14 protein-coding genes are annotated in these 12,791 nt (G+C 53.3%); 11 read left to right on the plus strand and 3 right to left on the minus strand.

The features are described from left to right. Window positions 1–7: 7 nt before the first annotated feature. The 11 genes from rpe (at window position 8) to OGY15_RS12735 (ending at window position 10,018) form a co-directional block, all read left to right on the plus strand. The gene (gene rpe, locus OGY15_RS12685) at window positions 8–685 is read left to right on the plus strand and encodes a ribulose-phosphate 3-epimerase (protein ID WP_003023561.1); all 678 of its coding nucleotides are present in this window, start codon (window positions 8–10) and stop codon (window positions 683–685) included. Next, complete coding sequence (gene gph / locus OGY15_RS12690) at window positions 678–1,436, plus strand: phosphoglycolate phosphatase (RefSeq protein ID WP_003837920.1); 759 nt, start codon at window positions 678–680, stop codon at window positions 1,434–1,436. The genes rpe and gph overlap by 8 nt, the downstream gene beginning before the upstream one ends. Further along, on the plus strand, window positions 1,429–2,433 hold the full coding sequence (gene trpS / locus OGY15_RS12695; RefSeq protein ID WP_151216845.1) for a tryptophan--tRNA ligase: 1,005 nt from the start codon (window positions 1,429–1,431) through the stop codon (window positions 2,431–2,433). The genes gph and trpS overlap by 8 nt, the downstream gene beginning before the upstream one ends. Before the next feature lie 165 nt (window positions 2,434–2,598). Beyond that, entirely contained in the window at window positions 2,599–3,504 is a 906-nt protein-coding gene (gene yhfZ, locus OGY15_RS12700) for a GntR family transcriptional regulator YhfZ (protein ID WP_151216844.1), read from the plus strand. 15 nt (window positions 3,505–3,519) lie between these two features. Next, the gene (locus tag OGY15_RS12705; RefSeq protein WP_151216843.1) at window positions 3,520–3,882 is read left to right on the plus strand and encodes a PRD domain-containing protein; all 363 of its coding nucleotides are present in this window, start codon (window positions 3,520–3,522) and stop codon (window positions 3,880–3,882) included. An 83-nt stretch (window positions 3,883–3,965) separates the two neighbouring features. Further along, window positions 3,966–5,129: a YhfX family PLP-dependent enzyme gene (locus OGY15_RS12710; protein WP_151216842.1), complete on the plus strand. Its 1,164-nt coding sequence runs from the start codon at window positions 3,966–3,968 to the stop codon at window positions 5,127–5,129. Beyond that, window positions 5,129–6,355, plus strand: coding sequence for a phosphopentomutase (locus tag OGY15_RS12715; RefSeq protein ID WP_151216841.1), 1,227 nt, complete (start codon window positions 5,129–5,131; stop codon window positions 6,353–6,355). Before OGY15_RS12710 ends, OGY15_RS12715 begins: the two co-directional genes overlap by 1 nt. Further along, entirely contained in the window at window positions 6,352–7,230 is an 879-nt protein-coding gene (locus OGY15_RS12720; RefSeq protein WP_151224122.1) for a phosphotriesterase-related protein, read from the plus strand. The genes OGY15_RS12715 and OGY15_RS12720 overlap by 4 nt, the downstream gene beginning before the upstream one ends. A 10-nt stretch (window positions 7,231–7,240) precedes the next feature. Then, window positions 7,241–7,594: a DUF2620 domain-containing protein gene (locus OGY15_RS12725; RefSeq protein ID WP_187253785.1), complete on the plus strand. Its 354-nt coding sequence runs from the start codon at window positions 7,241–7,243 to the stop codon at window positions 7,592–7,594. 11 nt (window positions 7,595–7,605) lie between these two features. Continuing rightward, complete coding sequence (locus OGY15_RS12730) at window positions 7,606–8,910, plus strand: YhfT family protein (protein ID WP_151216839.1); 1,305 nt, start codon at window positions 7,606–7,608, stop codon at window positions 8,908–8,910. 13 nt (window positions 8,911–8,923) lie between these two features. Next, window positions 8,924–10,018: an aminotransferase class I/II-fold pyridoxal phosphate-dependent enzyme gene (locus OGY15_RS12735; RefSeq protein WP_286539434.1), complete on the plus strand. Its 1,095-nt coding sequence runs from the start codon at window positions 8,924–8,926 to the stop codon at window positions 10,016–10,018. 67 nt (window positions 10,019–10,085) lie between these two features. Here the strand turns inward: OGY15_RS12735 and OGY15_RS12740 are convergent, their stop codons facing one another. The 3 genes from OGY15_RS12740 to nirC all read right to left on the minus strand — a co-directional run bounded on the left by OGY15_RS12740 (window position 10,086) and on the right by nirC (window position 12,727). Continuing rightward, the gene (locus OGY15_RS12740) at window positions 10,086–10,256 is read right to left on the minus strand and encodes a YhfL family protein (RefSeq protein ID WP_286539435.1); all 171 of its coding nucleotides are present in this window, start codon (window positions 10,254–10,256) and stop codon (window positions 10,086–10,088) included. A gap of 272 nt (window positions 10,257–10,528) precedes the next feature. Further along, complete coding sequence (gene cysG / locus OGY15_RS12745) at window positions 10,529–11,902, minus strand: siroheme synthase CysG (protein ID WP_151216837.1); 1,374 nt, start codon at window positions 11,900–11,902, stop codon at window positions 10,529–10,531. A gap of 15 nt (window positions 11,903–11,917) precedes the next feature. Beyond that, window positions 11,918–12,727, minus strand: coding sequence for a nitrite transporter NirC (gene nirC, locus OGY15_RS12750; RefSeq protein WP_187253782.1), 810 nt, complete (start codon window positions 12,725–12,727; stop codon window positions 11,918–11,920). Window positions 12,728–12,791 lie beyond the last annotated feature (64 nt).

Genomic DNA, 12,791 nt, shown 5'->3' on the forward strand with positions numbered 1-12,791 from the left:
GAAGCGGATGAAACAGTATTTGATCGCCCCCTCAATTCTGTCGGCTGATTTTGCCCGCCTGGGTGAGGACACCGCGAGAGCGCTGACTGCCGGAGCCGACGTCGTGCACTTCGATGTCATGGACAATCATTACGTACCGAACCTGACCATCGGCCCGATGGTGCTGAAATCGTTGCGTAAATATGGCATTACCGCCCCGATTGATGTTCACCTGATGGTGAAACCGGTCGATCGTATTGTCCCGGACTTCGCCGCAGCCGGCGCCAGCATCATTACTTTTCACCCGGAAGCCTCCGAGCATGTCGATCGCACTTTACAGCTGATCAAAGAACATGGCTGTAAAGCGGGCCTGGTATTCAACCCGGCAACGCCGCTGAGCTATCTGGACTACGTCATGGATAAGCTCGACGTGATCCTGCTGATGTCCGTTAACCCAGGTTTTGGCGGGCAGTCTTTCATCCCACAAACGCTGGATAAGCTGCGTGAAGTACGTCGCCGTATTGATGAGTCTGGCTACGATATCCGTCTGGAAGTGGATGGCGGCGTCAAGGTGAACAACATCGGTGAGATCGCGGCGGCGGGTGCAGATATGTTTGTCGCAGGCTCTGCTATTTTCGACCAACCAGACTACAAAAAAGTCATTGATGAAATGCGCAATGAACTGGCGAAGGTAAGTCATGGATAAGTTTCAGGATATTCGGGGCGCTGCATTTGACCTCGACGGCACGCTGGTCGACAGCGCGCCGGGATTAGCCGCAGCGGTGGATATGGCGCTGTATGCGCTGGAACTGCCGGTGGCCGGTGAAGAACGCGTTATCACCTGGATTGGTAACGGTGCAGATGTACTAATGGAGCGCGCGCTGGCGTGGTCTCGTCAGGAGCGCGCGACATTACGTAAAACAATGGGTAAACCACCCGTTGATGATGATATTCCCGCCGAGGAACAGGTGCGGATTTTGCGCAAGCTGTTCGACAGATACTACGGCGATGTCGCAGAAGAGGGGACATTCCTGTTCCCTGATGTAGCCGATACGTTGGGCGCGCTGCATGCGAAAGGATTGCCGCTGGGTCTGGTGACTAACAAACCGACCCCGTTTGTCGCGCCATTGCTTGAGGCGTTAGATATCGCCAAATACTTTAGCGTGGTCATCGGTGGCGACGACGTGCAGAATAAAAAACCCCATCCGGATCCGCTGCTGCTGGTGGCAAGTAAGCTTGGCATCAAGCCTGAGCAAATGCTCTTCGTAGGGGATTCACGCAATGATATTCAGGCGGCAAAAGCTGCTGGTTGTCCGTCCGTTGGCCTGACCTATGGCTACAACTACGGCGAGTCGATCGCGCTGAGCCAGCCCGACGTTATTTACGACCGTATTAATGAACTACTGCCCGCTCTCGGGCTTCCGCATAGCGAAAATCAGGAATCAAAAAATGACTAAGCCCATCGTTTTTAGTGGCGCACAGCCCTCAGGTGAATTGACCATTGGCAACTATATGGGTGCGCTGCGTCAGTGGGTGAGCATGCAGGATGACTACCATTGCATCTACTGCATCGTTGACCAACATGCTATCACCGTTCGTCAGGACGCTCAGCAGTTGCGTAAAGCAACGCTGGATACGCTGGCGCTATACCTGGCATGCGGTATCGATCCTGAAAAAAGCACTATTTTCGTCCAGTCTCATGTGCCGGAACACGCACAGTTAGGTTGGGCGCTGAACTGCTACACCTATTTCGGTGAGCTGAGCCGTATGACCCAGTTCAAAGATAAATCCGCACGTTATGCGGAGAACATTAACGCCGGGCTGTTTGATTATCCGGTACTGATGGCGGCAGACATCCTGCTGTATCAGACCAACCAGGTCCCGGTTGGCGAAGATCAGAAACAGCATCTGGAGCTGAGCCGCGACATCGCCCAGCGCTTCAACGCCCTGTATGGCGACATCTTCAAAGTGCCGGAGCCGTTCATTCCTAAATCCGGCGCGCGTGTGATGTCGCTGCTGGAGCCGACGAAGAAGATGTCAAAATCTGATGACAACCGCAACAACGTTATCGGCCTGCTGGAAGACCCGAAATCTGTCGTCAAAAAAATCAAACGTGCGATGACCGACTCGGAAGAGCCGCCAGTTGTTCGTTACGATGTGAAAGAAAAAGCGGGCGTTTCCAACCTGCTGGATATCCTCTCTGCCGTCACTGGCCAGAGCATTCCGGAGCTGGAAAAACACTTCGAAGGCAAAATGTATGGCCATCTGAAAGGCGAAGTTGCTGAGGCTGTTTCCGGCATGCTAACTGAGCTTCAGGAGCGTTATCACCGTTTCCGTAACGATGAAGCTTTCCTGCAGAAAGTGATGAAAGACGGTGCTGAAAAAGCCAGCGCCCGTGCGTCTGTTACGCTGAAAGCCGTTTATGAAGCCATTGGTTTTGTCGCCAAGCCGTAATACGCGCTGCAGTTCTGAAGAAACCGGGGTATACCCGGTTTTTTTTCGCCTGTTTGTTTGTGAATAGCAAAAACTGTGAAGCACCTCGCCGTTTGCATATTTCCTTGTTGTGCTATATTTTCATTTTAATGAAGATATAAATATTCAATTTACTGAAAATATATAATGAGTCGGACATTTATTAAGAAGGAAGGGGTTGTACTGACAACCCTGGCCCGTTACCTGCTCGGTGAAAAGTGTGGTAACCGTTTGAAAACCATTGATGAACTGGCGAGCGAATGCCGCTCGTCGGTGGGATTAACGCAGGCCGCGCTAAAAACACTGGAATCGTCAGGCGCGATCCGTATTGAGCGTCGTGGGCGTAATGGTAGTTACCTGGTAGAGATGGATAACCGCACGCTGTTGACGCATGTGGATATCAATACTGTGGTCTGTGCGATGCCGCTACCCTACACCCGTTTATATGAAGGGCTGGCGAGTGGGCTTAAGGCACAGTTTGATGGGATCCCGTTTTATTACGCACACATGCGTGGGGCCGATATTCGCGTGGAATGCCTGCTAAACGGCGTTTACGACATGGCGGTGGTTTCTCGCCTGGCTGCGGAAAGTTATCTTGCCCAGGACGGGCTGCGCATCACGTTGGCGCTGGGGCCGCATACCTACGTCGGCGAACATCAACTGATTTGTCGCAAAGGCGAATGTGCCGCGGTAAAACGTGTCGGGCTCGATAATCGCTCGGCGGATCAGAAAATCATGACCGAGGCCTGTTTTGGCGATCGTGACGTTGAACTGATCGATATGCCTTACCACGAGAGTTTGCAGCGCATCGCGAAAGGAGATGTCGATGCGGTGATCTGGAACGTGGTAGCAGAGGCCGAATTGGCGGTACTGGGATTAGAAGCCACGCCGCTCACCAACGATCCGCGATTTCTACAGGCCACGGAGGCGGTGGTGCTGACCCGGGCAGAGGATTATCCGATGCAACAGTTACTGCGGGCGGTTGTTAATAAAGAGGCACTGCTCGCCCACCAACAACGTGTGGCGAACGGTGAACAGGAACCCAGTTATTAAGTGAAGGCGAACGACATGGAAAACAGGTTGAACCTGCTGTGTGAAGCAGGTGTTATCGACAAGGATATTTGCAGCGGCATGCTGCAGGTCGTCAGGCGGCTGGACGAAGAATGGCGTTTGCCGATTCACAGCGAGCAAGGAACCATGGCGATGACGCATATGGCGAGTGCGCTCATGCGCAGTCGCCAGGGCGAGGTGATTGAAGCGCTGGATGGTGAGCTGCTGGAGGAACTGGCGCAATCTCATCTCTGGCCGACTATTTTACTGGTCCATCAGGCATTGCTGAAAGAATTCACGGTGACGCTACATGTGAATGAAGAAGGCTACATGCTGGCGAACTTGTATGGATTGTGGATGGCGGCACACGAAGACGTCTGAAATCAATGGGGAAATAGCGTATTGCATCCTAAATATTCAAAAAAATGAATATTTAGCTGAAGGATTAGAAACGAGGCAGAGAAATGTTTATAGACGCATTGAAACGCCAGAACCCCGCGCTAATCTCCGCTGCTGTCGCGCTGTGGCAGCAGGGAAAGATCGCGCCTGACAGTTGGGTTATTGATGTTGACCAGGTTATTGATAATGGCAAACGCCTGCTGGATGTCGCCAGGCAGTATGGCATCTCGCTGTACCTGATGACCAAACAGGTTGGACGCAATCCATGGCTGGCGGAGAAACTATTGCAGCTTGGCTATGAAGGCATCGTGGTTGTCGATTACAAGGAGAGTCGCGTCATGCGCCGTGCCGGGTTGCCGGTGGCGCATCAGGGACATCTGGTGCAGATCCCTTCGCGACAGGTCAATCAGGCTGTCGCACAAGGAACCGAGGTCATTACGTTGTTTTCGCTGGAGAAAGCGCGCGAAGTTTCGGCGGCGGCGGTGAAGGCCGGTTGCCAGCAAAACGTGATGCTGAAGGTGTATGACAAGGATGATTTTCTCTATCCGGGGCAAGAAAGCGGCTTTCCGCTGATATATCTGACGGATGTGGTCAATGAAATCCGCAGACTGCCGGGCCTGCGCCTGAGCGGCCTCACCCATTTCCCGTGCCTGTTATGGGATGAAAACTCCGCGCAGACGATGCCGACGCCTAATCTGCACACGCTGGTGAGTGCCCGGCGTCAGTTGGCCCAAGCCGGAATTACTATTGATCAGCTTAATGCGCCGTCAGCCAGTAGCTGCACATCATTACCCCTACTGGCGGAATATGGCGTCACCCACGCCGAGCCGGGTCATGCGCTGACAGGCACCATCCCTGCCAATCAAAAGGGCGACCAGCCTGAACGTATTGCGATGCTGTGGCTGAGCGAGGTCTCGCACACGTTTCGCGGGGACAGTTATTGCTACGGCGGGGGCTATTACCGTCGCGGTCATGCGCAAAACGCACTGGTCTTTACGCCGGAAAATGACGCCCCCATAGCCGCGAAGCTAAAACCCGTTGACGACAGCAGTATCGATTACTACCTGCCCGTAGCCGGTGAGTTTCCGGTGAGCAGCGCAGTGATCTTCTGTTTTCGCACCCAGATCTTCGTGACGCGCAGCGACGTGGTGTTGGTGTCGGGTATCCAGCGTGGCGTGGCTGAAATCGTCGCGCGTTATGACAGTCTCGGCAATATTCTGGAGGACTAATGGCCCGATTCGTGGTGTTGGTAATCGACAGTTTTGGCGTCGGCGCAATGAAAGACGTTGCGCGGGTTAGACCTCAGGATGCCGGGGCGAATACCTGTGGACATATCCTGAGTGAATTCCCGCAGTTACGGCTACCTACGCTGGAAAAGTTGGGATTGATTAACGCGTTGGGTTATACGCCAGGCGTGATGAATCCTTCGGAATCGGCAGTCTGGGGCGTTGCACAGTTGCAGCATGAAGGTGGCGATACCTTTATGGGGCATCAGGAAATTTTAGGCACACGGCCTCAGGCGCCGCTGCGGATGCCATTTAACGACGTCATCGATGGCGTTGAGCAAGCGCTGAAATTGGCGGGCTGGCAGGTGGAACGCCGTGGTAGCGAGCTGGCGTTTCTGTGGGTCAACAATGCGGTTGCGGTGGGCGATAACCTCGAGGCTGATTTAGGTCAGGTCTACAACGTCACTGCCAACCTGTCCGCCATTGCGTTTGATGAGGTGCTAAAGATTGGCCGCATAGTGCGTGAACAGGTTCAGGTCGGGCGCGTCATAACCTTTGGCGGCCAGCTTGCGAACAGCCAGCGCATTCTGGATGCCGCCGAAACGATGGAAGGGCGCTTTGTTGGCATTAATGCCCCACGTTCTGGCGCGTATGAAAACGGCTTTCAGGTCAGGCATATGGGCTTTGGCGTAGATGAGCAGGTACAGGTACCGCAAAAACTGCATGACGCCGGGATCCCTACCGTGCTGGTCGGTAAAGTGGCGGATATCGTTGGCAATCCGCACGGGCGCAACTGGCAAAACCTGGTGGATAGCCAGCAGATCATGGATATCACCCTTAACGAATTTAACGCTGAGTCGACGGTATTTATCTGTACCAACATTCAGGAAACCGATCTTGCCGGGCACGCTGAAGACGTCGCGCGGTATGCCGAACGATTACAGCTTGTCGATCTTAATCTTTCGCGCCTTCTGGCTGCCATGGATCCCAATGACTGTCTGGTGGTCATGGCCGATCACGGCAACGATCCGACCATTGGGCACAGCCATCATACCCGGGAAGTTGTGCCAGTTCTGGTGTATCAACAGGGCCTGGAGCCTGCGCAATTAGGCATCCGGGCGACGTTATCCGATGTTGGCGCGACGGTGTGCGAGTTTTTTGGCGCGCAGCGACCGCAAAACGGCAGCTCTTTTCTTTCGGCTTTACGGCTTTCAGGAGACACCTTATGAATTTTGATCCGACGGGCTACACCTGGGTCCACGAGCATCTGCATATCGATCTCTCCGGGTTCAAGAATAACCTCGACTGCCGGTTAGATCAGTACGATCTCATCTGTCAGGAGATGAAGGATCTCCGGACGTCAGGCGTCAGCAACATTATTGAGATGACCAACCGCTATATGGGACGTAATCCGCAATTCATGCTCTCACTGATGCGTGATACCGGAATTAACGTTATGGCCTGTACAGGCTATTACCAGGATGCGTTTTTCCCTGAACATGTCGCAACCTGCAGCGTAGAACAGCTCGCGCAGGAGATGGTCGATGAGATTGTCGTCGGTATTGATGGCACTGAATTGAAAGCCGGAATTATCGCGGAAATTGGCTCCAGCGAAGGGGTAATTACGCCGCTTGAAGAGAAGGTGTTTATCGCTGCAGCGCGGGCACATCGCGAAACCGGACGCCCTATCTCGACCCATACCTCTTTTAGCACGATGGGGTTGGAACAGCTGGCTCTGCTGAAGGCGCACGGCGTTGACCTTTCCCGTGTGACCGTGGGTCATTGTGATTTGAAAGATAACCTCGACAACATCTATCGCATGATTGATCTCGGCGCGTATGTGCAGTTCGATACCATCGGTAAAAACAACTATTACCCGGATGAGAAACGCATCGCCATGCTGCATGCGATACGCGATCGCGGACTGCTTAGCCACGTCATGCTCTCTATGGACATTACCCGCCGCTCGCATTTAAAAGCCAATGGCGGTAATGGCTACGACTACCTGTTAACCACCTTTATCCCACAGCTGCGCCAGTCAGGATTCAGTCAGGCCGATGTGGACACGATGTTACATGATAACCCTTCAAAATTTTTCCAATAAGGACAGAATCATGAAAAAGATTGGCGTTGCTGGCTTACAGCGTGAGCAGATTAAAAAAACTATCGAAACTGCCGCTCCGGGCTGTTTTGAAGTCTCCATTCATAACGATATGGAGGCGGCAATGAAGGTGAAATCCGGACAGTTGGATTACTACATCGGTGCGTGTAACACCGGCGCGGGGGCTGCGCTGTCGATTGCCATCGCGGTGATTGGCTACAACAAAAGCTGCACTATCGCCAAGCCGGGTATTAAGGCGAAAGACGAACAGATCGCAAAAATGGTCGCGGAAGGGAAAGTGGCATTTGGTCTCTCCGTCGAACATGTTGAACATGCGATTCCGATGCTGGTTAACCATCTGAAATAAAAGGCATGACTATGGATCTGTATATTCAGATTGTGGTGGTGGCCTGCCTGACCGGCATGACGTCACTTCTGGCGCATCGTTCGGCGGCTGTCTTTCATGACGGCATCCGTCCGATTCTGCCGCAGCTGATCGAGGGGTACATGAATCGCCGCGAGGCGGGAAGTATCGCGTTTGGTCTGAGCATTGGCTTTGTCGCATCGGTTGGGATCTCCTTTACTCTGAAAACCGGTTTACTTAACGCCTGGCTGCTGTTCCTGCCGACGGATATTCTCGGCGTGCTGGCAATGAACAGCCTGTTGGCGTTCGGTCTGGGTGCTATCTGGGGCGTACTGATTCTGACCTGCCTGCTGCCGGTGAACCATCTGCTCACAGCGTTGCCGGTTGATGTACTGGGTAGCCTTGGCGAGCTGAGTTCTCCGGTCGTTTCCGCATTCGCACTTTTCCCGCTGGTCGCGATTTTCTACCAGTTTGGCTGGAAACACAGCATTATCGCGGCGGTGGTGGTGCTGATGACCCGCGTCGTGGTGGTGCGTTACTTCCCGCATCTGAACCCGGAATCGATTGAGATTTTTGTGGGGATGATGATGCTGCTGGTGATTGCCATTACGCATGATATTCGCCACCGTGGCGATGAAGAGATGGATGGCAGCGGGCTATCGGTCTTTGAAGAACGAACCTCGCGGATTATTAAAAACCTGCCGTACATCGCGATTGTCGGTGCACTGATTGCCGCCGTCGCCAGTATGAAGATTTTCGCTGGTAGCGAAGTTTCAATTTTTACGCTGGAAAAAGCCTATTCGGCGGGGATTACGCCGGAGCAATCGCAGACGCTGGTTAACCAGGCGGCGCTGGCAGAATTTATGCGTGGGTTGGGTTTTGTGCCGTTGATTGCCACCACCGCGCTGGCAACCGGTGTATACGCGGTAGCGGGCTTCACCTTTGTTTATTCCGTTGGCTATCTGGCTCCGAACCCGTGGATAGCGGCAATCCTTGGCGCTATCGTGATTTCCGCAGAAGTGCTGCTGCTACGCTCAATTGGCAAATGGCTGGGGCGTTATCCATCAGTGCGTAACGCGTCGGACAATATTCGTAATGCGATGAATATGCTGATGGAAATGGCGCTGTTGGTAGGCTCGATTTTTGCCGCCATCAAGATGGCTGGCTACACCGGTTTCTCGATTGCGGTGGCGATCTACTTCCTCAACGAATCGATAGGGCGTCCGGTTCAGAAGATGGCAGCCCCGGTCGTGGCAGTAATGATCACCGGTATTGTGCTGAATATTCTCTACTGGTTTGGTCTGTTTGTTCCGGCCTGAGGAGGTGTAAAACATGAAGACGTTCCCTCTGCAAAGCCTGACGATTGCGCAGGCACAGCAGAAGCAGTTTGCGTTGGTGGATGTGAGCTGCCGTCACTTTCCGGGTGCTGATTTTCTGTCCGGCGGAGATTTGGGACTGGCTCCGGGGCTGAATCAGCCCCGGGTCACGCAGCGTGTGGAAAAGGTGTTGGCCGAGGCTTTTCATGCTGAGGCCGCTGCCCTGGTCCAGGGCGCAGGCACCGGGGCTATTCGCGCTGGGCTGGCTGCACTCCTCAAACCTGGGCAGCGACTGCTGGTTCACGACGCGCCTGTGTATCCGACAACACAGGTGATCATCGAGCAGATGGGCATCACCCAGGTCAGGGCTGATTTCAACTGCCCCTCGGCAATCATGCGGGCTATTACGCAGTATCGCCCTGACGCCGCGCTGGTACAGCATACGCGGCAGCAACCGCAGGACCGTTACGTTTTAGCGGATGTGTTGGCGGAAATAACGCAATGCGGCGTACCGACGTTAACCGATGATAACTACGCGGTGATGAAAGTAGACGGAATTGGTTGTGAACGAGGGGCGACGCTGTCCACCTTTTCCTGCTTTAAGCTCTTCGGTCCGGAAGGCGTAGGGGCGGTTGTCGGCAAGGCGGAGATTATCGCTAAAATCCGTACCAGCCTCTATTCCGGTGGCAGCCAGATCCAGGGGGGGCAAGCACTGGAAGTGCTGCGTGGCCTGGTTTTCGCCCCTGTAATGCATGCGGTACAGGCTGGGGTAACTGAACGGCTGCTAACGATGCTCAATAGCGGAGTGCTACCCGAGGTGAAACAGGCTGTTATTGCCAATGCCCAGTCGAAGGTACTGATCGTGGAGTTTCACCAGCCGATTGCCGCCCGCGTGCTGAAGGTGGCGCAAGAAAGAGGCGCGCTACCGTACCCGGTGGGAGCGGAGTCGAAGTATGAGATCCCGCCGCTGTTCTATCGCCTTTCCGGGACATTTCGTGAAGCAAATCCGTCGTTGGGTGATTATGCGATTCGCATTAATCCAAATCGCAGTGGAGAAGAGACCGTACTACGTATTTTGCGCGAGAGCGTGAATGCGATGATGTGTGAATGAGTATCTAATCTATAAATGGAAAAACCGGGGAGTTCCCGGTTTTTTTGTATCTGCGCAATCGCTTCTATTACTGATCTGCAGCCGGGCCGCAACCACCAATAATTTTAGAAATTGAAATAGCCGGATGCAGTAAGTAATCGTAGCTACAGTTATTTTTTTTGTTTTCGATATGACCAGTACATGCAGTCAGCGTAGCCAGTACACCTGCCACGATGGTGATTTTTGCAAATTTAAGCATGATAAAATCCTTGTAAGATATCTGTTTTTTAAATGGATGAAATCCATTTCTCGTCGATTAAGATATCAACTAAGGAAAATTTTAAATAGTCCGAATAAGGACATAGTAATGTTTGTGTGGAATATATTTTTAATGGATTAAAATACTATGAAATGTATCTGTAATTAATGAAATGATGAATGCTATGAATGATATATTGTGTAGATTAAATATTGATTCTTATGAATCATAAATAGATGCCCTGATATTAAGGGCATCTATTTAACGTTCAATTAATGGTTTGAGAACCAGTTGAGTTTATCACGCAGTCCAACCACGCGACCGACAATAATCAGCGCCGGACTTTCAACCTGTTGTGCCAGCTCACCGAGCTGCGTCAGTACCCCGTTGACGACGCGTTGCTTCACGGAAGTCCCGTTTTCTACCAGCGCGACGGTCATATCAGGCTGCATGCCAAACTCGATCAATTTTTCCTGGATGGTTGCGGCCTGGTTCAGTCCCATATAGAACACCAGCGTCTGTTTCTCGGCCGCCAGGTTTTCCCAGTCCAGTTCTCCGCCGGTTTTCAGGTGTCCGGTGACCAGACGTACACTCTGGGCGTAATCACGATGGGTCAGCGGAATGCCGGAATAGGCAGAACAACCGGATGCTGCGGTAATCCCTGGCACAACGGAGAATGGAATACCGGCGTGGCACAAGGTTTCCAGCTCTTCACCGCCGCGGCCAAAGATGAACGGGTCGCCACCTTTCAGTCGCACGACGCGTTTGCCCTGTTGCGCCTCACGCAGCAGGATCTGGTTAATCTCGTCCTGCGGGACGCAGTGGTAGCCCGCGCGTTTACCGACAAACACCCGGTCAGCATCGCGGCGTACGAGATTCATGATGTCGTCGGAAACCAGACGGTCATAAACCACGACATCCGCTTGCTGGATCTGCTGTAACCCTTTCAGTGTCAATAGCCCGGCATCGCCAGGACCGGCGCCAACCAGCACCACTTCACCACGATGGTCCAGCGGTTCGCTGAGCAACTGCTCGGTGGTTTCCTCGACGGCCTTCTGATCGCTGTTCGCCAGCGACTGTGCCAGTCGGTCATTAACGAACAATTTTTCCCAGAAGCGGCGACGTTCACCCATACTGGCAAATTGTTTTTTCACCCGGGAACGCAACTTGCCTGCATACTGCGCGACCTGACCCAGATGCTGAGGCAGTAAGGATTCGAGTCTTTCACGCAGCAGACGGGCAAGCACCGGCGATGTACCGCCGGAGGAAACCGCCACCATCAGCGGCGAGCGATCGATAATGGAGGGCATGATAAAACTGGCTGCTTTTGGCGCATCGACCACGTTACAGAAGATGCGGCGTGACTCCGCAGCAGTACTGACGCTTTGGTTGACGGCGTCGTCATCGGTGGCGGCAATAGCCAGCCAGCAGGTGTCGAGCAGGGACTCATCGAACGGTCCCTCAACCAGCGTCAGCATGCCTTCATCTGCCCATACGGTAAACTGCGGAATAAACGCCAGCGCATTAACCGTTAAACGGGCGCCCGCTTCCAGCAGTAACCGCGCTTTGCGTTCTGCGACATCACCACCGCCGACGATCAGGCAGTCGCGGTCACGTAGTTGACAAAATATAGGCAAATGGTCCACGACATTACCCCTTAATTAATTATTAGCAGCCGCCTCTGGCTGGTTGATTTTTGCCGGAGCCGGACGCTCCGATTTTGGCGTAGCATACCAATAACCCAATCCCATGAATACGACACCGGACAAAGTATTACCGAGTGTCACCCACAGCAAGTTATGACCAATTCCTGACAAGGTATACGCCTCGCTGTGATGACCGAACCAGGAGAGGGCAAACAGTGTCATGTTGGCAACCGAGTGCTCATAGCCGGAAGCGATAAATGCCAGCAAACACCACCAGATTGCGAGGAACTTTGCTGTACCTTCGGTACGGATTGCCATCCAGATAGCCAGACAAACCAACCAGTTACACAGTGCGCCTTTAAAGAAAAGCACCGTTGCAGGCGCGGTGGCTTTTGCCAGTGCAACCGTATGTACAATGCTGGTATCGACCGGCAGCAGGCTACCGCCACCCCAACTGTACAGCAGGGCGACAAACACGGAACCCACCAGATTTCCCAGCCAGGTTTGCGGCAAAATGGCCCACATCTGACCGTGGCTGATGGTGCCCGCTTTTACGCCAAGTGTCAGGAACATTGTATGGCCTGTGAACAGTTCGGAACCGGCAATAATCACCAACGTCAATGCAATACCAAAGGTTGCACCCATCACCAGCGGACGCACAGACGGGTCAAGCAGATTACCGAGCGTAAAAATAAGGATGATGCCAAGGCCAACATAGGCTCCTGCCATGGCGGAGCTGACCCAGAATCCGAGTGGGTTATTAGCCGACAGGCGTGCGATGCGCGCAGCATTGGCCGCACACTTATTGATAGTGTCAGTAAACATTTGATTATCCTTTTCTCACTTCATCCTTTGCACTGCCTCTTTGTTGGCTGCCCTCGCTCACCCC

The sequence above is a fragment of the Citrobacter sp. Cu231 genome (genome assembly GCF_030332265.1).
In the GTDB taxonomy this organism is placed as follows: Bacteria; Pseudomonadota; Gammaproteobacteria; order Enterobacterales; family Enterobacteriaceae; genus Citrobacter; species Citrobacter meridianamericanus.

Excerpts from the sequence above, each read along its gene's own strand:
- rpe (WP_003023561.1), top strand. The coding sequence starts at position 8 with ATGAAACAGTATTTGATCGCCCCCTCAATTCTGTCGGCTGATTTTGCC.
- gph (WP_003837920.1), top strand. The coding sequence starts at position 678 with ATGGATAAGTTTCAGGATATTCGGGGCGCTGCATTTGACCTCGACGGC.
- trpS (WP_151216845.1), top strand. The coding sequence starts at position 1,429 with ATGACTAAGCCCATCGTTTTTAGTGGCGCACAGCCCTCAGGTGAATTG.
- yhfZ (WP_151216844.1), top strand. The coding sequence starts at position 2,599 with ATGAGTCGGACATTTATTAAGAAGGAAGGGGTTGTACTGACAACCCTG.
- OGY15_RS12705 (WP_151216843.1), top strand. The coding sequence starts at position 3,520 with ATGGAAAACAGGTTGAACCTGCTGTGTGAAGCAGGTGTTATCGACAAG.
- OGY15_RS12710 (WP_151216842.1), top strand. The coding sequence starts at position 3,966 with ATGTTTATAGACGCATTGAAACGCCAGAACCCCGCGCTAATCTCCGCT.
- OGY15_RS12715 (WP_151216841.1), top strand. The coding sequence starts at position 5,129 with ATGGCCCGATTCGTGGTGTTGGTAATCGACAGTTTTGGCGTCGGCGCA.
- OGY15_RS12720 (WP_151224122.1), top strand. The coding sequence starts at position 6,352 with ATGAATTTTGATCCGACGGGCTACACCTGGGTCCACGAGCATCTGCAT.
- OGY15_RS12725 (WP_187253785.1), top strand. The coding sequence starts at position 7,241 with ATGAAAAAGATTGGCGTTGCTGGCTTACAGCGTGAGCAGATTAAAAAA.
- OGY15_RS12730 (WP_151216839.1), top strand. The coding sequence starts at position 7,606 with ATGGATCTGTATATTCAGATTGTGGTGGTGGCCTGCCTGACCGGCATG.
- OGY15_RS12735 (WP_286539434.1), top strand. The coding sequence starts at position 8,924 with ATGAAGACGTTCCCTCTGCAAAGCCTGACGATTGCGCAGGCACAGCAG.
- OGY15_RS12740 (WP_286539435.1), bottom strand. The coding sequence starts at position 10,256 with ATGCTTAAATTTGCAAAAATCACCATCGTGGCAGGTGTACTGGCTACG.
- nirC (WP_187253782.1), bottom strand. The coding sequence starts at position 12,727 with ATGTTTACTGACACTATCAATAAGTGTGCGGCCAATGCTGCGCGCATC.